17 protein-coding genes and 1 pseudogene are annotated in these 25466 nt (G+C 49.4%); 13 read left to right on the forward strand and 5 right to left on the reverse strand.

Annotated elements, in window-relative coordinates:
- Positions 1-26 precede the first annotated feature (26 nt).
- From ACGHTT_RS05890 to ACGHTT_RS05940, 11 genes and pseudogenes are all read left to right on the forward strand, one after another.
- Positions 27-1106, forward strand: a complete 1080-nt coding sequence (locus ACGHTT_RS05890; protein WP_390594099.1) for an AI-2E family transporter — start codon at positions 27-29, stop codon at positions 1104-1106.
- Between the two features lie 5 nt (positions 1107-1111).
- Positions 1112-4066 (forward strand): insulinase family protein, encoded by a 2955-nt coding sequence (locus ACGHTT_RS05895; protein WP_390594100.1) that lies wholly within the window; start codon positions 1112-1114, stop codon positions 4064-4066.
- 341 nt (positions 4067-4407) lie between these two features.
- A complete protein-coding gene (aceE, locus tag ACGHTT_RS05900) occupies positions 4408-7068 on the forward strand; it encodes a pyruvate dehydrogenase (acetyl-transferring), homodimeric type (RefSeq protein ID WP_390594101.1) in 2661 nt (886 codons plus the stop codon).
- 155 nt (positions 7069-7223) lie between these two features.
- On the forward strand, positions 7224-9185 hold the full coding sequence (aceF, locus tag ACGHTT_RS05905) for a dihydrolipoyllysine-residue acetyltransferase (RefSeq protein WP_390594102.1): 1962 nt from the start codon (positions 7224-7226) through the stop codon (positions 9183-9185).
- Positions 9186-9720: 535 nt separating this feature from the next.
- Positions 9721-10164: a DUF6714 family protein gene (locus ACGHTT_RS05910; RefSeq protein WP_390594104.1), complete on the forward strand. Its 444-nt coding sequence runs from the start codon at positions 9721-9723 to the stop codon at positions 10162-10164.
- 92 nt (positions 10165-10256) lie between these two features.
- Complete coding sequence (locus ACGHTT_RS05915; protein WP_390594105.1) at positions 10257-10679, forward strand: hypothetical protein; 423 nt, start codon at positions 10257-10259, stop codon at positions 10677-10679.
- 73 nt (positions 10680-10752) lie between these two features.
- Positions 10753-11341 (forward strand): annotated as a pseudogene (locus ACGHTT_RS05920) (2-oxo acid dehydrogenase subunit E2); the annotation flags it as partial.
- Between the two features lie 616 nt (positions 11342-11957).
- A complete protein-coding gene (locus tag ACGHTT_RS05925; RefSeq protein ID WP_390594106.1) occupies positions 11958-12395 on the forward strand; it encodes a hypothetical protein in 438 nt (145 codons plus the stop codon).
- A gap of 3 nt (positions 12396-12398) precedes the next feature.
- Positions 12399-15353: a DUF4132 domain-containing protein gene (locus tag ACGHTT_RS05930; RefSeq protein WP_390594107.1), complete on the forward strand. Its 2955-nt coding sequence runs from the start codon at positions 12399-12401 to the stop codon at positions 15351-15353.
- 631 nt (positions 15354-15984) lie between these two features.
- Positions 15985-17007, forward strand: a complete 1023-nt coding sequence (locus tag ACGHTT_RS05935; RefSeq protein ID WP_390594108.1) for a serine protease — start codon at positions 15985-15987, stop codon at positions 17005-17007.
- Between the two features lie 56 nt (positions 17008-17063).
- The gene (locus ACGHTT_RS05940; protein ID WP_390594110.1) at positions 17064-17615 is read left to right on the forward strand and encodes a hypothetical protein; all 552 of its coding nucleotides are present in this window, start codon (positions 17064-17066) and stop codon (positions 17613-17615) included.
- Between the two features lie 574 nt (positions 17616-18189).
- On the opposite strand, the gene ACGHTT_RS05945 is transcribed toward ACGHTT_RS05940, so the two are convergent.
- Together ACGHTT_RS05945 and ACGHTT_RS05950 are read right to left on the reverse strand one after the other, a co-directional pair.
- On the reverse strand, positions 18190-19362 hold the full coding sequence (locus tag ACGHTT_RS05945) for a hypothetical protein (RefSeq protein WP_390594111.1): 1173 nt from the start codon (positions 19360-19362) through the stop codon (positions 18190-18192).
- A gap of 254 nt (positions 19363-19616) precedes the next feature.
- The gene (locus ACGHTT_RS05950; protein WP_390594113.1) at positions 19617-20489 is read right to left on the reverse strand and encodes an AraC family transcriptional regulator; all 873 of its coding nucleotides are present in this window, start codon (positions 20487-20489) and stop codon (positions 19617-19619) included.
- Positions 20490-20599: 110 nt separating this feature from the next.
- Between ACGHTT_RS05950 and ACGHTT_RS05955 the strand changes: the two genes are divergently transcribed.
- Together ACGHTT_RS05955 and ACGHTT_RS05960 are read left to right on the forward strand one after the other, a co-directional pair.
- A complete protein-coding gene (locus tag ACGHTT_RS05955) occupies positions 20600-21067 on the forward strand; it encodes a YHS domain-containing (seleno)protein (protein ID WP_390594114.1) in 468 nt (155 codons plus the stop codon).
- A 445-nt stretch (positions 21068-21512) separates the two neighbouring features.
- Positions 21513-21788, forward strand: coding sequence for a hypothetical protein (locus ACGHTT_RS05960; protein ID WP_390594115.1), 276 nt, complete (start codon positions 21513-21515; stop codon positions 21786-21788).
- Positions 21789-21904: 116 nt separating this feature from the next.
- Here the strand turns inward: ACGHTT_RS05960 and ACGHTT_RS05965 are convergent, their stop codons facing one another.
- From ACGHTT_RS05965 to ACGHTT_RS05975, 3 genes are all read right to left on the reverse strand, one after another.
- Entirely contained in the window at positions 21905-22681 is a 777-nt protein-coding gene (locus tag ACGHTT_RS05965; protein ID WP_390594117.1) for a hypothetical protein, read from the reverse strand.
- Positions 22682-23051: 370 nt separating this feature from the next.
- Positions 23052-23816 (reverse strand): TrmH family RNA methyltransferase, encoded by a 765-nt coding sequence (locus ACGHTT_RS05970; RefSeq protein WP_390594118.1) that lies wholly within the window; start codon positions 23814-23816, stop codon positions 23052-23054.
- Entirely contained in the window at positions 23806-25452 is a 1647-nt protein-coding gene (locus tag ACGHTT_RS05975) for an NAD(P)/FAD-dependent oxidoreductase (protein ID WP_390594120.1), read from the reverse strand. Before ACGHTT_RS05975 ends, ACGHTT_RS05970 begins: the two co-directional genes overlap by 11 nt.
- Positions 25453-25466 lie beyond the last annotated feature (14 nt).

Raw genomic sequence — 25466 nt, forward strand, 5'->3', positions numbered from 1 at the left:
CTTCCCCTATTTTGGAACCCCACAGAATGCTCAATATTTTTCGCAGTTGGACTAATCGCTACTTCTACGACGAGGAAGCGATTCTACTGTTGATATTGTTGGTTGCCGGCTTGGTTTTGGTAGTCACCATGGGCACCATTCTTGCGCCCATGATTGCCGCGATTATCTTGGCGTTTTTGCTCCAAGGGCTAGTCGTTCGCTTGTCGAACATGGGGCTTAATCCCATGTTGTCGGTATGGTTGGCGTTTACCTTGCTTATGGCAGGCCTCGTCTCCACCTTGTTTATCGTCTTTCCGATACTCTGGCGCCAATTGGGTAATTTGCTCGACGAAATGCCGCGCATGATGGTGCAAGCGAAGGCGCAGCTTGCCTTGCTGCCCAGTCGCTACCCGGAATTTGTCTCGGAAGAGCACATCAAGCGCATTAACGATTTGGCTGGCGCTGAGCTTGGTCAAGTGGGGCAGAGCCTGGTGACTTACTCCGTCGCCTCGGTGCCTTTGTTGGTTACGGCGTTGATCTATTTAGTGTTAGTGCCGATTTTAGTGTTCTTTTTCTTGAAAGATCATCAGCAAATCTTGGCGTGGCTGAGTGGCTTTCTGCCGCGTAAGCGCCCGATAATGCGGCGCGTATGGTTAGAAATGAATGACCAAGTGGCTAACTATATTCGCGGCAAAGCCTTGGAAATTTTCATTGTTACTGCAGTGAGTTTTGCCGCCTTTTCCTTTTTAGGTTTGCGCTATTCCCTGTTGCTGGCAATTGCAGTGGGCTTGTCTGTTTTAGTGCCCTATATAGGCGCTGCGGTTGTCACCTTGCCGGTGCTAATGGTGGGATTGTGGCAGTGGGGCTTGGGTTCAGATTTTTATTGGCTGCTGGTGATCTACGGCATTATTCAAGCCGTTGATGGCAACGTCTTGGTGCCGGTATTGTTTTCCGAGGCGGTTAACTTGCACCCCGTGGCTATCATCTTGGCGGTATTGGTGTTTGGAGGTGTCTGGGGTTTTTGGGGCGTGTTCTTCGCCATTCCATTAGCTACGTTAATTAAAGCTGTATTGAACGCTTGGCCGAGTAAATCCAATGGTGAGAGTGCGCCGGACGTGTCAGTTTGAAGATTATGGCACAACCTAAACATTATCTGTCGGCGCTACTCTTTTGGTGGGTGGCGAGCTTTTTTTCTGTGCAGGTGTTGGCTCAGGCTAGCAGCGAGCCTTCGCAAGTAGCGCCAGTTGCGAATAAAGACATTGTTGCGGCTGCGGTGGGCCTAACGGACGAGGCATCGATAGCGGCATCGGCAGAACCATCGATTGTGCAATCGGTGGTGCCGGTTAAAAGTGCCAACGATGAACGCGATTACAAATACATCGAATTAGCCAACGGCTTAAAAGTATTACTGATATCAGACCCTTCCACGCAAGAGTCTGCCGCGTCGCTTCAGGTTGCCGTGGGCAGCGCCCAAGATCCAGAAGGGCGCGAGGGGCTGGCGCATTTTCTTGAGCACATGTTGTTTTTGGGTACAGAAAAATACCCGGAGGCCGACGCTTATCCTCAATACATTGCCAAAAGCGGTGGTAGCCATAATGCTTACACCAGTCTCGATCACACCAATTATTTTCTCAGTGTCAGGCCTGATTTTCTCGCCGGTGCTATCGATCGCTTTGCTCAATTTTTTATTGCACCTTTATTTACCGAAGCCTACGTCAACCGAGAAAAGGAAGCGGTGCAGGCTGAGTTTCTAGCCAAGATTAAAGACGATAGCCGGCGCAGTCACTCGGTGTTTCAAGCGGTTATCAACCCTAACCATCCGGCGGCTCGCTTTACCGTCGGCAACCTAGATACCTTGGCTGACAAGCCGAATGAAAAAATCAGAGATCTGCTCATCGATTTCTATCGGCGCTATTATTCGGCCGACCAAATGTCATTGGTGGTGCTCGGCCGAGAAAGTTTGGCTGAACTCGAGCGCATGGTGACAGAACATTTTAATGCCGTGGTGCAATTACCTAGGCCAGAAACGCCGAGTGCCCAACCGTTATTTTTACCCGACGCGTTACCGCTAGAGGTGCGCTATCGCCCAGAGCAGGAGTTGCGCGAGTTGCGACTGAGCTTTCCGGTGCCCGATAGCCGCAGTTATTTTTACGAGAAACCGCTCACCCAAATTGCAAACCTGCTTGGCCATGAAGGGCGCAGTAGTTTGTTGTCGGCTCTGAAAGCCGAGGGTTTGGCAGAAAGTTTATGGGCGGGTGAAAATGATTTTGGCCCTTATGGCAGTTCCTTTGTGGTATCTGTCGCACTCACCGAGAAAGGCCAAAATAACCCTGAGCTGGTTAAGGCGTGGATATTTGCCGCAATCGATACTATTAAGCGCGATGGTTTAGAGCGGTGGCGTTTTGATGAGCTCAAACAGTTGGCGGATATCAGTTTTAGATTTCAAGAAAAGCGAAGCCCTGCGTCTTTAGTGCAAAGTTTAGCCCGCAATCTGCATCTTTATCCTGCGCCTGAGGTGCTGCGGGCCGGCTACATTTACGAGGGCTTTGATCAAAACTTATTGCAGTTTTATCTAGATTATTTGCGGCCAGATAACGTGTTTGTGTTGCAGGCCGACGATAAGCTCGAGGCGCAACAATTAAGCCCCTTATATGACACGCCCTATCTGGTGCAGCAACCAAAACCAGTTTTAACTCTGGCGGTTGAGCAGCGTAGCCAGCTGAAGTTGCCGACACCTAACCCCTTTGTGCCTGGTCGTTTACAGGTGCGCGATACTGTGTCTAAAAATAAACTGCCCGAACGTTTAATTGCCGAGCCAAATCTTCGCCTCTGGTATATGCAAGATAGCCAATTTGATTTGCCCAAAAGTGTGATTCGCATTCAATTGCGCTCGCCGGCGGTTGGTGTCGATATACAGACGCGCGTGCAAGCCGAGTTATATGTCGCTATGGTGCTGGACGAATTAAATGAATACAGCTATCCAGCTTTTTTGGCAGGCCTAGGTTTCGATGTACAAGCCACCGCGCGCGGGCTGGATATTACTGTGGCCGGTTACAACGATCGGCAGGGTTTGTTGTTAACGGAAGTTTTGGAGGCATTGGTTAGCCCGCGTTTAGAGTCGTCTCGGTTTGCCAATGTGCGCGGCGAGTTAATGCGGCGCGCGCGCAATGGCGATAAACAACCTCCTTATATTCAATTGTTTCAGCAGCTGGTGCCAACGCTGTACGAGCCGGCCTGGCCGAGCGCGGAAATTGCCGACGCGATGGGCAATACCGGGCTTGCCGATCTGAAAAATTTCGGTCGCAAATTTAGCCTCAATAGTCAGGTCGACATGCTCGTCTACGGTAATCTTTTGCCCGCCGAAGCGCGACAACTGGCCACCTTGGTCGGTCAGCAATTAACGCAAGGTCGACCGATAAATCAAAAGGGGAAGTTAAAGTTGCTCACCTCCGCGCGGGGTGGTTACGAGCGCCAACTGTCGGTGCAACACAACGATAACGCGCTCGTGATCTATCATCAGGCCGATAGCGATAGATACAGCGATAGAGCCCATTTACTGTTATTGGCACAAAGTATTCGCACGCCTTTCTTTAATAGCATTCGCACCGAGCAACAATTGGGTTATGTGGTGTTTGCCGGTGCCATGCCCATTGCCGACTACCCAGGCTTGGTGTTGGTGGCTCAATCGCCCCACGCGGATGCTCGCCAGTTGCGCGCAGCCTTTGATGACTTTGTTAGTCAGATGCCCGAGTGGTTAGCCGATGATTTGGATTTACAGCGCAGTGCTGTCTTAGCCCAGCTACAGGAAAAGCCCAAAAATTTGGCGGAGCAGGCGGGGCGCTACTGGGATGAAATTGCCGCCGTAGGGCCGGCTGGCAAGGTTGACTTTAAGCGCCGTAAAAAACTTATTAAAGCGCTGAAGCAGGTTAATGCGGTTACCCTGCGCACCTTCGCTTATCGATTATTCGATCCAGAGCGCCGTTTGGTGCTGGGAACAGGGCCTATGGCCACAGAGGCCGAGCCGGTGACCAAGGTCACAGACCTCACAAGCTTTAAGGCGAGCGGCAAGCACTATATAGTGCCGTAAGCGAGGAAGGGCGCCAATTTTCGCCGCCCTGTATGGTTGTTTTGTAGAAAAATTACAAATGAAACTAATTTTACATTAGGTCATTTTGGTAATTATTTTAGGCATTTCCGCCGGAAAACTCGCAATAATCTAAACGACCCAGTATTATGATGCCAATTATCAAGCGCATGGCTGTACCTCATGCCTTGATTTTGTAAAAAAACTACAAGAATGATCATAGAGGACGTAATTCTCGCTCTGGTAGATTATTTTGAGCGATCATTGCGCGACCTCTATACTCTTTCGATTGTTTATTTCACACGTTGACTACAACCGGCATGCCCGGGTGAAAGGAGAGTTGAATGACAGAGGATATTGATGCCCTCGAAACGCGCGAGTGGCTCGATGCTCTACACGCGGTAATTCGTTACGGCGGCGACGGCCGTGCGGCGTTTTTGCTCAAGCAGATGTTTGACCGCGCCACTATGGCCGGTGTGGATTTGCCCGCCGCAATTACGACCCCCTACCGCAACACCATTCCCCCCAAGAAAGAAAAGCGCATGCCGGGCGACCTGTTCATGGAACGCCGCATTCGCTCGTTAATTCGTTGGAATGCCTTGGCCATGGTCATGCGCGCTAATGACAACGACGACGGTTTGGGTGGCCACATCTCTAGCTTTAGCTCCGCGGCGACTTTGTACGACGTGGGCTTTAACTATTTCTTCCGCGGTAACGACGGCGAAGAACTAGGCGACCTTATTTACTACCAAGGCCACAGTGCGCCAGGTATGTACGCTCGCTCCTTCCTCGAAGGCCGCTTGAGCGAAGACCAGCTCGACAACTTCCGTCGCGAAGTGGATGGCGCTGGTTTGTCTTCTTACCCACACCCATGGTTGATGCCCGATTACTGGCAGTTCCCCACCGTATCTATGGGCTTGGGGCCATTGCAGGCTATTTATCAGGCGCACGTCATGCGCTACGCCTCGGCGCGCGGCTTATCGCCACGCGGCGATCGCAAGGTATGGGCTTTCCTAGGTGACGGTGAGTGTGACGAGCCGGAATCCTTAGGTGCCATCGGTTTAGCTGGCCGCGAAGGCTTGGAAAACCTGATTTTCGTGATCAACTGTAACCTGCAGCGCCTCGATGGCCCTGTGCGTGGTAACGGCAAGATCATGCAGGAGCTGGAAGGTATTTTCCGTGGCGCAGGTTGGAACGTTATTAAAGTCGTGTGGGGCCGTCATTGGGACGCACTACTGGAAAAAGATACCACCGGTTTGCTGCAAAAGCGCATGGACGAAGTGTGCGACGGCGAATTGCAAAACTACAAGGCCAACGGTGGCGCTTATACCCGCAAGCATTTCTTCGGCAAATACCCGGAGCTGCTTGAGCTGGTAAAAGACATGAGCGACGACGAGATCATGAAGCTCAACCGCGGTGGTCACGACCCCTATAAAGTCTACGCTGCCTACGCCGAAGCAATGGCCTGTAAAGGTCAGCCCACGTGTATATTGGCCCAAACTGTAAAAGGTTATGGCCTAGGTGCAGCCGGTGAAGCCGCCAACATCACCCACTCGGTGAAGAAGTTGGATATCGAATCGCTGAAAGGTTTCCGCGACCGTTTCGGTATTCCCATCTCCGACGAAGAGTTGAAAACCGTTCCTTATTACCGTCCAGCGCCAGACAGCCCAGAGATGCAGTACATGCACTCGCGCCGCAAGCAACTGAATGGTTACTTGCCCGCACGTCAGGCAGATTTCGACGCGTTGGAAATTCCATCCTTGGAAACCTTTAAAGCTCAGCTTAAAGGTACCGGTGAGCGCGAAATTTCTACCACCATGGCGTGGGTGCGTTTTATCTCTACTTTGGTAAAAGATAAAAACATCGGCGAGCGCGTGGTGCCCATCGTGCCCGATGAAGCGCGCACCTTTGGTATGGAAGGCATGTTCCGTCAGCTGGGTATTTATACCTCTGAAGGGCAAAAATACGTGCCCCATGATCACGATCAGATCATGTACTACAAGGAAGATAAAAAGGGTCAAATTCTGGAAGAGGGTATCAACGAAGCTGGCGCTATGGCCGCTTGGTTGGCTGCGGCAACTGCCTACTCCAACAGCAACTGCCCGCTGATTCCTTGCTACATCTATTACTCCATGTTCGGTTTCCAGCGTATCGGTGACTTGGCGTGGGCCGCAGGCGATAGCCAAGCGCGCGGTTTCCTAATTGGCGCAACCGCCGGTCGCACCACCCTAAACGGTGAAGGTTTACAGCATCAGGATGGTCACAGCCACGTATTGGCTAACACCATTCCCAACTGTAAAACCTACGACCCAACCTACAGCTACGAGCTAGCGGTGATCATGCACGACGGCATGAAGCGGATGTATCAAGACAAGGAAAATTGTTTCTACTACATCACCACCATGAACGAAAACTACGTTCACCCAGACATGCCCGTTGGTGCCGAAGACGGCATCATCAAAGGTATGTACTTGCTGAAAGAAGGCAAGAAAACCAAGAAGGGTGGTTTGCGTGTTCAGTTGATGGGTGCAGGCTCAATTCTGCGTGAAGTGGAATTCGCCGCTGATATTTTGCGTGAAGACTTCGGCGTGGAATCCGACATCTGGAGCATGACCAGTGTGAACGAACTGACCCGCGACGGTCAGCGTGTATCGCGCTGGAATATGTTGAACCCAGAAGCCAAAGCGCCACGCAAAGCGTTCATTACCGAGTGCCTAGAGAAGCAAGAAGGCCCAGTGATTGCCGCAACAGACTACCTGAAAACTTACACCGAACAGCTGCGCGCCTTTATTCCTGGCGACTATGTAGCCTTAGGTACCGAAGGTTTCGGTCGTTCAGATACGCGTAAAAAGTTGCGTCACTTCTTTGAGGTGGATCGTCACTTTGTCGCGGTTGCCGCGCTCAAAGCTTTGGCCGATCAGGGTGCAATTAAAGCCTCTGTGGTTACCAAAGCACTGAAGCAGTTCGGTATCGACTCAGAAAAGCCAGACCCGATGAGCGTGTAAACGCTCCCGCCCAAGGCAGGCGGCACAAGGAAGTGCTGCCCTAGTCCAACAGGCGATGACCACCACAGTTACAGCAAATCATGTGTAGCGTGGCGATAGATTAAAACACCAGGACGGTTTTTTAATCCCTGAAGAACATACGCAAGGAGTTAACCTTGGCTATTCAAACTATCGCGGTGCCGGATATTGGCGGTTCTGCAGATGTAGAAGTGATAGAGGTATGTGTTGCAGTGGGCGATACCATCGAGTTGGAGCAATCCTTGGTGGTGTTGGAAACTGACAAAGCCTCTATGGAAGTGCCGGCCACTGTTGCCGGTAAAATTACCAAGTTATCGGTAAAAGAAGGCGACAAAGTTTCTGAAGGCAGCATTCTGGTTGAAGTTGAAACAGCCGGCGCTGCAGCAGCGGCTGCACCAGCCGCTGAAAAGCCAGCGCCTGTTGCTGAGAAACCGGCGGCGGCACCAGCCCCTGTAGCGGCTGCGTCAACAACTGCCAGTTCAGAGCAGTCGGTAGCAGTGCCCGATATTGGCGGCGCTGAAAATGTTGATGTGATCGAACTTTGCGTCAAAGTTGGCGATGAGGTAGCCGAAGGCGACTCGCTCATCGTGTTAGAAACCGATAAAGCGTCCATGGAAGTGCCTGCACCTTTCGCGGGTAAAGTGGTTAGCTTAAGCGTGGTTGAAGGCGGGAAGGTGTCGCAAGGTACTGTGATTGCCGTTCTATCTACAAATGTGTCTCCAAGTGCGGCAATAAGTGCAGCGCCCACGGCTCAAGCGTCTCCTGCACCTGCGCAAGCGGCAGCTCCCGCTGCACCCGTTAGCGCACCAGCCGGCGATCAAAATTTAGTGGTGCCAGACCTAGGCGGTACCGAAGGCGCTGAAGTTATCGAAGTGTGCGTAAAAGCCGGCGATAGCATCAGCGAAGGCGACTCGCTTATCGTGTTGGAAACCGACAAAGCCTCCATGGAAATTCCAGCGGCTTTCTCCGGCAAAATTAAGAGCTTGTCTGTTAAAGAAGGCGACAAACTTTCTGCCGGTGATGTGATCGGTGTTATTGCCGCCGAAGGCCAAGTTGTTGCAGCACCTGTAGCTGCTGCAGCGGCAACCGCGCCAGCCGCTGCGGCACCTGCTTCCACAACAGCTTCAGCACCAGCAACGGTTAAATCGGCACCAGCGGCAGAGTCTGCGGCTACGGCAGGTTTTGGCGATAGTGTTTACGCAGGCCCAGCCGTGCGTAAGCTCGGTCGTCAGTTGGGTGTGGACTTATCGAAGGTGAAAGGCAGTGGCCCGCGCGGTCGTTTAACCAAAGATGATGTACGCATTTATGTGAAGACCATCGTTAACGATGTGCAAACCGGTAAAATTTCTGCTTCTTCTGGCAGCGGCATTCCAGCCATGCCAGCGGTAGACTTCTCCAAGTTCGGCCCGATCGAAATGCTCAAAATGAGCAAGATTAAAAAAATTACCGCCGCCAATATGCAGCGTAATTGGCTCAACATTCCACACGTGACGCAGTGGGATGATGCCGACATTACCGACCTAGAAGCTTTCCGCGCCAGCATGAAAGCCGAAGGTGAAAAGCGCGGCGTGAAATTAACGCCTGTGCCTTTCTTGTTAAAAGCGGTAGCGGCAGCACTGCGCACCGAGCCAAGTTTTAACGTGTCGATGCATCACGATGGCGAACACATAGTTCAAAAAGATTATGTGCACATCGGTATGGCAGTGGATACGCCAAACGGTTTGGTTGTACCGGTTATTCGCGACGTAGACAAAAAAGGCTTGTGGGAATTGGCTGCAGAAGCCACCGCAATCGCCAAGAAAGCCCGCGATGGAAAGTTGCTACCGGCAGAAATGCAAGGCGGTTGCTTCACCATTTCAAGCTTGGGCGCCATGGGCGGCAACGGCTTCACGCCAATCGTCAACGGCCCAGAAGTTGCCATCTTGGGCGTATCGCGCGCACAGATGAAACCGATCTGGAATGGCAAAGACTTCGAGCCACGCAACATGTTGCCGCTCAGTTTGTCTTACGATCACCGCGCGATTAACGGTGGTGATGCGGGTCGGTTCTTTACTTACTTAACAGCGGTTATTGCGGATATTCGCAAGCTTTTGTTGTAGTGGCTTGTAGAGTTAATCAGCGATGAAAATGGGCGCCTTCGGCGCCCATTTTTTTTGGTGAAAACGAAATTTATTTGTGTGTGTTTCATCTTCTTCGGCGTTTTCAATGATCGAAAGCTAAAAGCTAAAAGCTAAAAGCTAAAAGCTAAAAGCTAAAAGCTAAAAGCTAAAAGCCAAATTACATTGCGGGGTTCGGTGCCAGGCTCTTCACCCAGCCACTTCACCGCTCCATCAATGCTATCCCTGCATTGAGTCGCTCGCGCCACATACCGTCAAGCGGCACCGAGGTCCATGTGGCTTTGAAGTGGCTGGGTGAAGGGCCTTGTGTCAATTTTTGAATCATCGAGTGGGGTGTCAAAACAGAGGCGACACCCTGTCGTATTTTCTCTCGTGTAAATCAACATGCTTCGCTAAGTCGTTGTTGTAAAAGAAGATATTTTGTGATTCGATGGGCGAGGAATTGGATATAGGACAAGGTGTCGTATTATATCGCGACACCTTGTCGCTGAATAAGAATGTTATACGGTATGGAACTATGGATTACTTTTCTGAAGCTAAAGGTATTTTCAATATACCTAGGCCAAAGACTTTCGTGGACACCCCGAATCATTGCCCGGAGTGCCAAGAAGTTGAAGCTAAAGCACAGAGAAATACTCCCGACACCCTAACTCTTGAAGAGGCTGGTGATGGCTGGGCAGATTTAAGCTCGTTTTTAAGTACTAAAGGTTTTCTATATTACATCCCCGCATTCATTCGTCTATGCATCGCATCGAATGAAGAATCTTGCTATATCGATAACCTATTCTTTTCATTGATCTACGAGGATGAAAACAACCGTATTCTTCAAGCCTGCACTCAAGAACAAAAATTGTTCATGTATAACTTCATGGTTTGGTATAAAGAGAATGAGGCTGAACTCATTGAAATATGGCTATCAACCGAAGACGTTGAAAAGGCCATAGAACTGTGGAGCGTATAACAAGTATATTAAACATCGTTCCGGCCAAAAATACGGCCTCCACTGGACGCGCAAAAACCGCGCGCCGTTTATATAAGCGTTAGGAGATACTCATGGTATCCAAAATACTTATCGCCCTAGGCGTCGTGATTTATGCAGTGGTCGTTCCCTTCCTTGAAATCAACTCTTCACATGTTTTCAATCCATCATGGCCTGCACATGCACGTTTTCATGAGGTTTGGCAACTAACCACTAACTTTTTTATTGGCATCGTTGCATTGTGGTTAGCATTCAATAAAAACTCAATCCGAATTGCCAGTATCCTAAATATAGTAGTAATGGGTGGCGCTTTAGTTGCACATGTTCTAGAGAAATCATACGGCGGATCAATCATTTCCGGTAATACTGGAATAATTATACTCGGCATGGAGCTGGCTGCATTTGCTGCAAGTGTCGTTGTGGTTTTAGCAATTACTGCTCTATTCCTAGCAAGCCGCCCACAAGTATCACCAAAAGATAGCGAATATATCTCCTAACAACTAGTTCAAACCGTTCGCTTTTCTGACTGGGACGGGCTAAAGCCCGGCCCTTAACCAAACGTTATAGGGCATTACCGACCTCGAAGCTTTCCGCGCTAGCACGAAAGCCGAAGGTGAAAAGCGAGGTGTTAAATTAACGCCTGTGCCTTTCTTGCTAAAAGCAGTAGCGGCAGCACTGCGCGCCGAGCCAAGCTTTAACGTGTTGATGCATCACGATGGCGAGCACATAGTTCAAAAAGATTATGTGCACATCGGTATGGCCGTAGATACGCCAAACGGTTTGGTTGTACCCGTTATTCGCGACGTAGACAAAAAAAGGCTTGTGGGAATTGGCGGCCGAAGCCACCGCAATCGCCAAAAAAGCGCGCGATGGTAAGTTGCTGCCGGCAGAAATGCAGGGCGGTTGCTTCACCATTTCAAGCCTGGGCGCCATGGGCGGCAATGGCTTCACGCCAATCGTCAACGGCCCAGAAGTTGTTATCTTGGGCGTATCGCGCGCACAAATGAAACCTGTTTGGAATGGCAAAGAATTCGAGCCACGCAACATGTTGCCGCTCAGTTTGTCTTACGATCACCGCGCGATCAATGGTGGTGATGCGGGTCGGTTCTTTACTTACTTGACAGCGGTTATTGCGGATATTCGCAAATTGTTGCTTTGATGTTGTAAGCGACAGGATTTAGTTTGATGAGGGCGCCTTTTGGCGCCCTTTTTTTCGATTGGCGGACTTGGATGAGGTGCTTTGAGTTTTTTAGGGTAACGGGCTCAGTAATTATTTGCAGGAGGAACAAAAATTCCGGCTCCAGCTAGAAGCCTATCCAAGACCGTGTAGTGACTGTTATTAAATTATTGTGACCAGGTCCCATTATGAAGGAGAATATCCCGCTCTGGGGGGCGTGTATCTTGATGTATTGCGACTGTAAACGGGTTAATCGTTAAACCGCTTATTCCACCCATCTTTAAATTGTTTGTGTGCCGGTCGCGGTATGCTGTATCGCATCCCCAATGATCGCTTCGATTGTGAGTTAAGTAAGACGATTATTAGTGGGTAGGCGTTGGTGCAAACGTCATATAACCTAGCTTGGTACTGTTTTTTTTGTTTCCGGTTTGGTAGTTTTCATTCAATGTTGAAAATGACGTTTCAGTCGCGTTTTGGTGGCTGGCCATGCTTAATCTGGTTGCTTCGAACCCCAAAGGATGTTCTTTTTCACTCTGATCTTTTGACGCGCTCTTGATGACTATGGGCGTTCTGAACTAGCAATACACAAGGAGGGCGTATGTATTGTGTCCACGTAGAATCTATCTTTTTCGGTAAAAAGGACTCGCTGGATGATCTTTCTCCGGTAGAGGTCACTTTTGCTACCGAGCAAATTCCCCTTAAAGAATTAATTGCCCAGGCGGTAATGGCCCAGGTTGACTCGCTTGAGCAGCAACAGCAGTCGGATGACGCAAGGCGCAAGCGTTTTCAGCGGCAATACCTCTCTGCCGAAGACATTGAGCAGCAGGCCAAAGAAGGGCGAATCGGATTAAACGAGAATAAAGTGTTGCAGCTTGATCGCGACGCCTGCATTCGCCATGCGTTGGCAGGATTTCGTAATGGCCGTTACTTTATCGCGGTCAATGGCAGTCGCCCAACAACATTAGAAGACCAGATTATTCTCATGCCCAACAGCAAAGTGCAGTTTGTGCGATTAGTTCCACTTGTAGGAGGTTAGTAAATGAAGGATTCAGATCAATTGGCAGCGTTGGCGCATCAGCTTGGGCAATGGGGCCTGAAATGGTTGCCGGAGCGCCCTGAGTACAGTGATGGATTACATTTGCGGGTGCGGCGCATAAAGCGGGAAGATCCTGAGTCCTTGCCACTGCTATTCAGGCAGGCGGTTGATGCCATTCACAAGGAGTTTGGCGTACAGGCGTTGCTGGCGGCGGCTGGCTATTACTGTCTGTTACAAAGCAGAGGGCTGCCGATAATCCATAACCGCGAACAGCAGCAAGAGAGTCGGGTGGGTAGTATGCTTGTGACCATCTGCTCGGGCATGCTGGCCCTCGAAGGCTCTACGCAAAGCAATGCTGTCCTGATGACGCGTTTGACGGGGCAGCTTACCCGAACGCTACCCGTAGAGGATTGTGAGGCATTTCTTGGCGAATTGTACAGCAGCCCATCTTTTAGCCGAGAAACGGAATATGGCTACTTGCGACCCACCACCAATCAGCTTTGCGAAGTGCTGGCATCTAGTTGGGACCCTGCCAAAGATCAGCCGAACGCTGATGCATTGCTGAATGCAGAGTGGAATTGCGCGTTTGAATGGACCGACAAGTACGATAGCACTGAACAGTTTTCAAGTTGTCAGTTACATGCGGAATCGCTGCAGCCGTTGTTTTTGAAAGCGCTCTATCATGCCATTTCAAACGGCGCACTCAGTTATGAAGCTTATAGCCAACTGGCAGATATCGACAGCTATCTTGTGACCGACAGTAAATTTATTTACCACAGCTATTATGGTGAGCTAGATAAGCCGCTGACGGAGCAGCAGACGATACTGTATGAGCTGATGCAGCGATGGATATGGGATCGTTATAAGGCCTTGGATCTACCGCCAGACATGGCTCAGGGCACCGGTGACGACGCCTATCAATATCGCGAAAAGCATCTGAGTTCTTTGGAGCGCTGTTCTGGGTTTAATTTGCCAGGTATGGGCTGGCTGGTGCAAACCTGCGAAAATATCGAGCGGTTGGGTTTGGGCCCTAAGCAGGTGAACGCTGAGAGCTACGATAAGCTCGCCAGTATGTTCTGCAATTTTGCGCGATTCCGCTGTTTCCTGAACGGTGAGGATCTTCAACAGCTAACGGCTCGGTTGAAAGATTTCAAACCGGCGACATTATGGTTGGTATTTCCGTTTTCAGGCAAGGCCCAGAAGGCCATACTTAGCTTGCTTAAAGCTGAAGTGCTTACGCCGTTCAATGAATTTATGGCGCAGCTAGTGAGAGATACCCCCTATAACTCCCAACCCCAGGTGCACGCTTTTGATAACTCTGAAAGCGAAACCAGCGGTGTGGTAGACCTGCAAGCTTTTAATGCGGCCATCGAAGGTATTCCGGAAAAGCTGATTAAGACCTACTTCAAGTCCCTGAAAGATTCAAAGCTGGGTTACACCCGGGCAGTCTACCTGTGTGAAGCGATCCTGGGTACAAACCGAACAGCGCTGGAAAAAACCATTGATAAGCACAACCAGATCGCGCTGAAGGCGCTGGGTTTGCTGCCTATCAAAGATGAATCAGAAGCGGTTAAGCGTTACACCACCTTGCGCCGTATCTGGAAGGAGTGCAGCAAATACGGTGCTGAGCGGCAGGCAAACACCCGAGCCTCAGTTGCCGTCGGTCTGAAAAACCTGGCGCAGCGTGCCGGTTATCCGGATGTTGCCCGCTTGGAATGGGACATGGAGTCTAAGCTCAGTGAGGCAACTGCACAAATTCTGACGGAGCAATCCATTGGAGAGTGGATCGTCAGTGTGGAAATTGTTGGACTGAAAAGCAATCTATTGGTGCAGAAGGCGGGCAAAGCACTTAAAAGTGTGCCGGCCGGGCTACGCAAATTTCCGGAATACAATGCACTGCGCGAGCAGATGAAAGAACTTGACGATCAGGCTCGGCGCTTCCGGCTAGCGCTGGAAAACATGATGTGCCTGGGCGACACCATTAATCCTGAAGCGCTGGCCAAGCTGTCGCGGATCGGCGCGGTCAGCTGTCTGCTGTCTAATCTGGTGGGTATAGACGACGACGGGCAGCTGGGATTGATCAATGCTGCAGAAGCCAGTCTGGCTGCTCTGGCCGGCAACGTGGACATCAACGGCAATCTACGTATTGCCCATGTTGAGGATCTGTATCAATGTAAGCAGCTCAGCGCCTGGCAAAGGGCCATTGTAGAAGTCGGTAAGGTGCAACCTTTCAAACAGGTATTCCGGGAGCTCTATGTACCCACACCGGCCGAGCTTGATTCTTCACCAAAAAGCCACCGCTACAGAGGTAGGCCTATCAATACCTCGGTGGGTTATCGATTGTTACAAAGCAGAGGCTGGAATTCCTATGGCAGTGAAGGAGACTGCGTCTGCCGGAAAATGTTTGTTATGGCGGGTATCCGAGCCTACTGGTCTTTCCCAGGGGTGCATCACTACTTCAGTGAAGACGACGTCCAGATCGCCGACACGATCGAGTTTTTTAACGCAGATGGTGTAATGGCTATTGCTGATGTGCCATCGAAACTCTTTTCAGAAGTCATGCGCGATGCAGACTTGGTCGCGTCTGTCGCAGTAGTAGACGATGAAGGAGCTTATTGGTCTACCGAGCTGAGTGAAACCCGGATTGCCGTGGTTAGCGAGGTAATGACAAATTTGGGCTTCGAGAATATTTTTACCGAGGGCCATTTTCTCTATGTGCAAGGGAGGCGCGCGAAATATCGTATCCATATGGGCAGTGGTAATATTCATATTATGCCTGGGGCTTATCTTTGTATCGTGCCGCAAAGCGAAGGCAAGACCAACCCGATTTATCTACCGTTTGCAGAAGGAGATCGGAAAGCTACAGAAATCATTTCCAAGGCGATACTGCTCACCGATGATGACCGTATAACAGACAGTTCCATTATCCGGCAGATCGATGAGGCAATGAATGCCTGAGTCTATCTTGAAGGGCCACAGCAGCTGCAAAAGTGAACGCAAAAGGACCGGCACCGAATAGCCACGCGCGATTTACGTTAGTGATGCGAGTTGGTTCTCTACTTACTTAACGGCGGTTATTGCGGTTATTCGCAGGTTGCTGTTGTGATGATTTAAGCGACACGTTTTTGGTTTACGGGGGGCGCCTTTTGGCGCCCTTTTTTGTTTTTTGGTGTTTGGAGTTGGGAGGGGTGAGGTGAAGGTATAGAGGGCTTTTATTTCTTATTGGAATTTGAGTGGTGGGGTTTCTATTTGGTTTGGTTTGGAGTGTCGGGATTTTTTTCATGCGTTGGTGGGTTTTTTGGCGTTTGTTTGATTTTGTTCGTGATTTTTTTTGGCGGGACTGATTCTATTGGGTGTGGTTAGATGGTGCTGAGATCTAGAGTGTTGGAAAAGACACCATTGTTGCTATCTGCGCTAAATTGTTTGGTTATTGAATGTTCAATAGTCTTAGTAGGAAAATAACGTTGGCGCCGGATCTGATCCTGCCTCGCGTTTAATTACTGTGCTCCAATTAAATTGATTTTTGTCCTTAGGAAAATTATATGGAGTCAGTATTATAATCACCAATTTCAGTTTAAGGAGAAGTGCGATGCGCGTTCAAACCATATGGAATATTTTGAAAATAGTTTTGTCTTTAGGTGTGATGATGTATGGATTTTCATCTTATGCTCAGAATGAAGATGGTGGAAGTCTAGGTGCTGAGGGTCGTCTAATTCAAGAGCTTCTTCAAAGTAGGATTTCACCACTTCAGGTTCATACTCTTGGAGAATCCCTCCCTCAATTGTCGTCTGAATATATTGGATCTGTGCCAGCCAGAATAACCTTGTCTGAAATTCAGTCTTCTAAAAATGGTGAGGTTAATAATTTCAATTTTTTCCGGAGTATTCGAGGTGAAAAAATAGTTGGCGGAGATGTTGTGGGGGATTCTGAGGTGCCTTGGCAAGTTGCGTTAGTGTTACCGGGGTACCCTCCAAGCTCTGGTCAATTTTGTGGCGGTTCGATACTTGATGAGCTTTGGGTGTTAACTGCAGCACATTGTGTGGACAATATGACTGCTAAACAGGTGAACATTTACAGCGGATCTGTGGTGTTGTCTGGATCGGTTGGTACTATGACACCTGTAAAACATATTTCTGTACATCCTCAATGGAATTCAAGAACTATGGAAAATGACATTGCGCTTATAAAGCTGGAAGCTAAGCTAAAAATCGTTGCCGGCAAAGCTGTACCCGTGTTGCTTCCAGGAAAAACCGAAGTCGTAGATCCTGGATCTATCGTGACTGTTACTGGGTGGGGTGCTACAACTGAAGGGGGAGCGTCCTCTAGATCCCTCAAAAAAGTGAACGTGCCGGTGGTGTCTTTCTCGGATTGTAATTCATCTGCATTCTATGCGGGAGAAGTTCTTGGAGGTATGCTTTGTGCTGGAATAGGTGGGAAGGATTCCTGTCAGGGCGATAGCGGCGGCCCATTGGTTCGCCGGCTGAATGGAAACCAAACCACGCAACTTGGGGTGGTTTCATGGGGTTATGGCTGCGCTCGACCAAATAAGCCAGGTGTTTATACGGATGTCTCAAAATTTACAGACTGGATCGCTTCTCGCAGTAAGTTATAGGGCTGTCCTGTCAATGTTAAACCCATTTGTATGAATTATAAATATGGAGGTTTAGAGTGGCTAAGTGGGCTTGGTGTGCAGTTTTTCTGCTTGTGCTTTCTGGGTGCGCAACGCATTTGAAGACTTATGATAGTGATGGAAAAACTGAAACGGTGGGAATTCCAATACCCATACCTATGCTTGTTAAGGTGACGAGCACCACGTCCTACGAGTTGGCCCCTGGCTCACCAGATTCCGAGTCTCACTATTGTAATAAAACGAAAATCAAGGAATCTTACGACTACATTTCATCAGGCAGTTATTACTATCTGAATATTGCACCATCTGAATTTGCTAAAGGTTCCATGGAGCTTGGTTTCAATGATAGGGGCTTGGCTAATAAGATTGCGATAAATTCTGATGCGAACACCGGAGTTGATTCGGTTGCGGGCGTATTAGAGACATTAATTCCTTACTTTAAATCACCCAAAGTTAGTGATGTAAGTGCTGATCCAGCTATTGCGAAAGCCTCGACTTCTGTGTCAGAGCCGGCTGAGGTTCTTAGAGCAAGGTACTGCCTTGAAAAGGCGGTCGCAATAAAGCTAGAAAGGCTGATTGTGGGGAATTAGTCAACAATCGGGGTCAGATACCGTCTTAACGAGCAAGTACTCTTTAACCTAAATTCGGATTAAAAGGTGCCTTGTTCGTTAAAGCGCCAAAAATGATATGAATCAGCTTAATAATTGATTGGGGTCAGATAAGAATTAAGGCGCGAGATTACCGGCTAAGCCGCTGTGTTACATTCACCCCTCACTTCATTGGCGACAAGGATGCTGCCATGGCAAGACTTCCCCGGATATCTCCCTTAGGTATTCCTCAACACATCGTCCAGCGTGGCAATAACGGGCAGGTGTGCTTCGGCTCTGAAGAGGATATTGGCCTGCTGCGTACACTGGTTAGCCGAATACGCCACAGAATTCAAAATACACATACTTGCATGGGTGCTGATGACCAACCATGTTCACTTGTTGATAATACGTCCCAAACACCAGTGTTAAATTCCCATCGCACTGCATTTTTGACAAGGACGTTGGCATGGCAAAACTCACCAGGCTGCCCCCCGAAAAAAATCGAGCAATTACACTGTTGTTTTTAGCCCATCGACCTCCCCACTGGTCGTCATTTATATCGATTTCTGTAGGCTCATTGACTGCTTTCTGCTGTGCTGGCTTTTTCTCTCATTGCCGCCTGCTGACGTTCTACATACGCTAGTACAGTCTTATTTTTAAGGTTTTCCTTTATTTTTTCCAGCCGACAATACCCCAGGTCGTATGGCATTTCAGAAAGCACTAATACTGCAGCATTCCCCACTCGGCCTGATCTTGGTCCATGGTTTGGGACTTTTTTATAGCTTTCCATTCCGACAATAAGCAGAGTGTTGGCAACAGCTTCGCCGCCGATAATGCCCGAGCACCAAATTAATCCTTTCAATACTGACTCGTTCTGACGGTCAATCGGAACCGGTACGGCGTCGACGGCACGAAGTCGTGTGCTGTGATCGGGTGAAACTTTGGGCAGTACACCCGTGATCATCTTTTCAACATTTTCGGAGCCAATTTCAATAATCAGTTTCTTTGCATTTTTAAGCCACGAGATCTTTGGCTTGCTGTGCCAGCCGCTATCGCATAGCCTGAAGAGCTGAAGCCATGCAGAGTAGTGCTTTGGATTCTGCGCTTGTGCGAAAGCCAAGGCTTCAGCGCTCCATTCTTCCTTGTCGTTCAGTGGGAGCTTAACGTCGTTCGGCTTGCCTGCCAGAAGCCTGAATTCCGTGGACTCGTAGAGCCCCCGACGTTCATTGTCTGAAGACTCGACAATCTTGTCTGCAATGCGTTCTATGGTTCTCGATAAGAGTTCGTCCAAACTGTTTCTTTCCAGGTATTGCGTTAGTAGTAAGGACCCTAAATAGCGAGTGTTGTTTTTCGCAAAAGAGTCTAGCTCGACGTACAAAACACTTTCGGCACTTTCCAAAGCTCGCGTTACCTGCGCTCTCGAAGGGAAAAGTTTTCTGCCACTCATTAACGAGATAACAGCGCTTTCTGCCAACGTTCTCGGCGTTCTGAAAGGGTAGTCATCTTGAAGTATATTTAGCATATAGGCTCGTCTGTCCATGCAGTAGAGCAATATCTCCAGTGAATCTTCAGAATTAAGTTTTAACAGGATTTTTCCATTTGCATATTTAGACATGCTTTTGGTGAATGTTTCTCCAGCCTCTTTAATCTCGCCCTCAAGATTTCTAACCAATTGCACAAGCTCGGGGGAGTAGGTGTCTGACTCGAGCCGTTGTTGTTGTGAAGCTAGTAGTTTATTGATAGTCAAGGAATTGCCTAAGTTTCAACTAATTCGTTTTTGGTGGATTGACAAGCTGATTGATAGCATTCGGTGTTAAAGGTATTTTTCAATTTTACCCAAAAAAGTGCGGTAGCTGTACACATCAGTTAGTTTAGTTCACGGGTAGTAAGGTGAGAGGCCCCACTGGTGACAGTTTATTCGCCATTAATTTGCGAGCATCTATTCGCGCGAGGCTAGGGTTGTGGTGCCTCGTGAGAGGGTACCTTGACCCCAATTTCCCCTCAAGCGGATCGCACCGCCCCGGGCGTTACGCCCATTACCCGTTTAAAGGCTTTTGAAAATGAAGACTCATTGTCATAGCCCACTGCGAGTGCGGCTTCTAACGTGCTGACGCTATCATCTGCCAGCATTCGATAAGCGATGGATAAGCGCCACTGGGTAACATACTCCATGGGCGACGAGTTTAATACGTCTTTAAAAAGCTCGGCGAATGCGGCTCTGGAAAGATGGCATATTGCAGCTAGCTCGTCGACAGTCCATTTGGTCTGCGGTGAGCTGTGTATCGCCTGTAGTACCTTACTGAGTTTAGGGTGCAACGCTGCGGCTAATACGCCTTGGTCTTGCGGTAGGTGATAGCGAAATACCATCGCTAAAAGCGCTTCTGCGATGCGGTTTAAGATGTAGTCTGCGCCCTGCACCGAAGACGAAGATTCGTTGATCAGTGTCTGCATTAACAACGAAAAACTTTGATTATGGTCATTTCTTCGAATGAGCACCATGTCGGGTAGCTGTTTAATGGCGTGCTCGACCATCGGGTGCTGGTGTTCAAAATAGCCGCAGACTAAACCTGTACCTTGGTTGTCGATGCCCGCGGAATAATCTTTTGATTTCGATAAATTAACTTCAGTTGAAAAACTGACGTCACTGGTAATGCAGTGGGAATGATCATGAGGAAAGAACACCATATCGCCCGCCTCCAACGCCTCGGTTTGTGCATCCGCTACCGATAGATAGCAGCGACCGTGCGTAACAACATGAAAACTGATGTTCTTGCTGCCTGAGGTGTCAACGGCCCAGCGACCACAATACTGGCCGTTGTGGAAAACATTGGCCTGTACTTTAAATGTCGCCAGTAGTTGGTTTAATGCATCCATAGACGATTGGACATAACCTGTAGGTTTTCGGACATAGAGAGCATAACAGAGTCAACTTAGTATGTGTCGTGTATTCAACGGTTACTCATTTACCTTAGTAGGAGCGCAATATGAAAAGCAGTATTTTACTAAAAAGTTTGTTGTTAGCGACATCACTGTTAGTGTCCACCAGTGTTTTTGCCGGTGTTGATACTGAAACAGATCAGAATGGTGTGATATTGGCAGGGCACGATGTGGTTGCCTATTTTACTGAGCGTAAACCGGTGGTCGGCAGTGCTGAATACACCGCTGTCTACAATGATGCGATCTATCGTTTCAGCTCGTCCGAAAACCGGGATGCCTTTAACAGCAATCCTGAAAAATATGCACCTATGTATGGCGGGTTTTGCGCTTACGGCGCAACCTTTGGTAAGAAGTTTGACATCGACGGCAAGGCATTTGAAATTGTTGATGGCAAGCTCTATGTTAACAAAAACCAGGATGTATATAAGGCATGGCGTGAAGATATTCCAAAGCATTTGAAGGAAGCTAACAGGGAGTGGCCAAAAGTCAAAGATATCGCAGCTGAAAAACTTTAGGGCTGGATAGGATTTTTCGAAATTTCTCATGAACTGATTAGCTAAACCTAATCTCACTGCCATGGTCACAAGGATGTTACCATGTCAAGATTGCTCAGAACTGTCCTTCGTGCATCGCGCAGTACTTTCTCCAACCAGTAATAGCCAGCGGGCTTTCTTCGCTCTGGAAGAAGCTGTGGCTAGCGACTTTCAATGACTAGCGGAATACACGGTAGCGTTTAAGGCGGAAATAAAGAGTGCGAGGGTCTAAAGCACGAGGATTCAGGCCTTATAATTCACAGGTGTAAGCCCTAGCGATCAAGGCACCATAATCCTTGACCTCAATATCAAGGAGCGATAGCCTTTAAGCTTCAAACCACCCGTGCTGCCAGAACTAAGTGTTTTTTCAAATAGGGTGGATTTTTCAGCGTTTTATCATCTGTTAATTTTCTTTCAAATACTATTCATGCAATCAGATCCCAAAAAACTTGTCGACAAAAACAGAAACCTCATTCACTCAGAGCTGATGAAGGTTGTGTCACACGTTCAGCGAGATCAGGATGACTGGGTGTTGCATACGGTGATGGTTGAGGGTTGTGATGTGCCGTTTAAGTTTAAGCGCAAAGGAAAATATCAAAGTTTAAACGGTGCAAGAGTTAATATTACGTATTACCCAGAGCAGGAAACGGTTGCGGGTATGGCATTTGACGTGATGAAGGTTGTGCGTATAAAGCGGGGATGATTTTTTCTCGTGTAACTTGAGCGGCGTTGGCGCTATGGCCTGTTCATCGCAGCGCTTATAAACAGCTAGCGCGCCTAAGCGCGCTAGTGTTAAGGCATTAATCTTTAGCTATAGGTTTAATTGCTTATGGCTTTGGCTGTGTTCTTGATGTTGTCGGGCGCTGTTTCTAGCGCTTTTTTTTCCGCTTTTACATCCTTCTTAACCGCTTTCGCCGTCGCCTTTGCAGACTCTGCTGCTGCAACGCCGGCTTGTATGTCGTTCACAAGCGCTTGGTTGCCAACCTGTTCGATGATAGCGGCTTTGGCGCTTTCGCTAGCGGCGCTTACGGAGGCTTCCACTGTCTTTTGCATTTCCTTTTCTATCGTCTCTTCAATATTCAATAGGGCCTGGACTTTTTCTTCGTGTGCTTTTTTGAATTCGAGGGCTTGGTCTAGGCGCGCTTGAACTTCCACGGGTAGGGTGGGGATAAGCGCTTCTTTGGCGTTGGCGATTTGTTCTGAGAACACCTGGGGCATGCCGTCTTGTATGAGCATAACGGCCATTTGGTTGGTGTCGGCATTCCAGATCATGGCGGCCTGGTCAGTTATTTCTCGAACTTCGCTAGGTGCGTAGCGGGATACCACGTAAAACAGCGCGCCTTCCTTTTGGATGCTTTGGGCTGTGTTTAATAGCTTCATGGTGGGCTCGTAGTTGTCGCCCAATATGGCAGTCATCCGGTCTTTTACCATGGGGATTTCGAACAGGTCTACATCGGCTGGGTTGAAGCCTATGAGCGGCGTTAATAAGGCGCCCATCAAACGAGCTTGCATTTGATTGCCTACCAAAAGCGACGAGACACAACCAATAAGGCACAGGCAAAGCGCTGCGCTGAGCAGAAGTTTTTGAATACGCATGAAATGGATACTTTAGAAAAGAGTCTATGTTGGGCCGAGTGGCGGTGCTAGGGTGCGCGATGTATTGCTATCCGCGACCGTTAGCGGAGCGCATTTTGCGCTACTTCGAGTTGGGCGGCTAGTGCTTCTTGAGAATTTTATCGATTGGTAGGCAATATGTTTCTCGTTTGAACACTTATAGGGTAGTTGCTTTGGCATTTGATCTGTGGCGTGCAATGTCTTCTGGTTTCACCAGGTTCTGCCCTGCAGCTAAAGCGGCAGCCGTTTTTCGCGTCGCTTTATTCGGTTGAGCGAAGAGGGATAATGTCGAGCATGGTTTAGCCTTTAGGCTCGATTAATCGCCTCTTCTTGTGGGGCCTTTATTGGCGCGCTAACTGAGTTGATAGGCACAAATATTGACGGCACTGGCGAGATTTAGCGATTCAACTATGCCAGTCCCTGGAATGGTAAAGCCTTGAGCATTCAACGCCTGTCTCGCTTGCTCTGGCACGCCGCGGGCTTCATTGCCAAATAAAAAGCACTGAAAATCAGCGAAACTTTTGTGGCCAATGGCTTCGCCTTTCATATCTAAGTAGGCGATGCGCGCGTAGCGTTGGCGTAAATCGGTAAGTTCGACATCCAGTTCTAAAGGCAAATGAAAGATCGCGCCCATACTCGCACGCACCACTTTCGGGTTGTAGGGGTCGACGCTGTTGGGGCTTAATAAACAGCGAAAGCCACCGAACCAAGCCAAGGTGCGTAGAATGGTGCCGAGGTTGCCAGGGTCTTGGGTTTCAAATAAATAGATAGCGCGCTCGGGTCTGCTTTTTCTATCGGTGTTGCTGTCTGGGCTTACTGACGAAACAGTGCAGGCAAGATTTTTTGTGCGGGGGATTGGCACCACCGCCACAATACCTTGGGGCGATTTGGTGTCTGACATTTGCTGCATCTGCCGTTCGGTAACCAGGGTTTTGTCGAAGCGGGTTTGCCAGTACTGGTAGTTTTCCGTCACAAATAGCTGTGCGCCTTGGAGGCTGGGTTGCGTGTCTGCTGCCTTCTCTAATTCGAGAATAAGATGTTCACCTTCAACCAGATAATAGCCAAACTCGGCGCGGTATTTCTTCTGGTGCAGTTTTTTAATATCGTCAATTTTCATGTGTTGCTGCGCCTATGTCTTCGAGCATGGCTTTAGCGAGTGCTTCCGCGACTTTTATGCCATCTACACCGGCCGATAAAATACCACCGGCATAGCCCGCGCCTTCACCGGCGGGGAACAGGCCTTCGGTATTTACACTTTGTAGTGTGCCGTGGTCGCGGGTGATGCGCACCGGCGATGAGGTGCGGGTTTCTATGCCGGTTAAAATGGCATCCGGTCTATCGAAGCCGCGAATTTGTTTACCGAAGGCGGGCAGGGCTTCGCGAATGGCGTCTATGGCGTAGCTGGGCAAGCTGCTGGCGAGATCGACGAGTTTGATGCCCGGTTTGTAAGAGGGTTCCACCGCGCCCAATTGGGTTGATGCTTTGGCTTTAATAAAATCACCCACCAGTTGCGCCGGCGCACAATAATCTTCGCCGCCTAGCACATAGGCGTGTGACTCCAGCTTTTCTTGCAGCTCAACGCCGGCCAAGGGGCCGCCCGGGAAATCTTCATCTGGGTTAATACCCACCACAATGCCTGAGTTGGCGTTGCGCTCGTTGCGCGAGTATTGGCTCATGCCGTTGGTAACAACGCGACCTGCTTCCGAAGTGGCTGCCACTACAGTGCCGCCGGGACACATGCAGAAACTGTACACCGCACGACCATTTTTGGCGTGATGCACCACTTTATAATCGGCTGCGCCTAGCTCTGGGTGGCCGGCATATTTACCGAGTCGCGCCGTGTCGATAAGCGATTGTGGGTGCTCGATACGAAAGCCGATGGCAAAAGGTTTTGCCTCTACGAACACGCCATTTTTGTGCAGCATCCTAAAGGTATCGCGAGCGCTGTGGCCGAGAGCGAGCACTATGTAGCGGCTATTAATGTGGCTGCCATCGGCAAGGGTGACGCCGCTCACGCGCTGTTTGTTATTGGTGTGGTCAATGTTGATGTCGGTAACTTTACTCTCAAAGCGCACTTCGCCACCGAGGGCAATAATTTCGTCGCGCATGGCCGCGACGACGCCGGTCAGGCGAAAGGTGCCTATGTGCGGCTTGCTGACGAACATAATCTCTTCAGGCGCGCCGGCGCGTACAAATTCGTGCATGACTTTGCGGCCGTAGAATTTCGGATCTTTAATTTGGCTGTAGAGTTTACCGTCGGAAAAAAGCCCCGCACCGCCCTCGCCAAATTGCACATTCGATTCCGGTGTTAATTCATGTTTGCGCCACAGTGCCCAGGTGTCTTTAGTGCGCGTGCGCACATCGCGGCCGCGCTCGAGCACGATGGGTTTAAAACCCATTTGCGCCAAGATCAGCGCTGCAAATAAACCACAGGGGCCGAAGCCGATGATGATTGGCCGTTCGGTTAAACGCTCTGGTGCGGTTGCGACGGGATAGTACTGTGTATCGGGCGCGGGTTTGATGTGGTTATCTTGGTCAAAGCGCGCCAGTAGGGTGGCTTCGTTGCGCACCTCCACGTCGACAATGTAGATGAATTTTATTTCTGTGTTCTTTTTGCGCGCATCGTAGCTGCGCTTAAAAACCTGTACCTGTAATAGGTCGCTCGGATCTATGGCTAGGCGCTGACTTATGGCCTGATTGAGTGCCTCTGGGGCGTGATCCAGGGGTAGGGCGAGTTCAGTGATACGTAGCATGAGGGTATCCTGGC

The organism is Simiduia litorea (assembly GCF_042853465.1).
GTDB lineage: Bacteria > Pseudomonadota > Gammaproteobacteria > Pseudomonadales > Cellvibrionaceae > Simiduia > Simiduia litorea.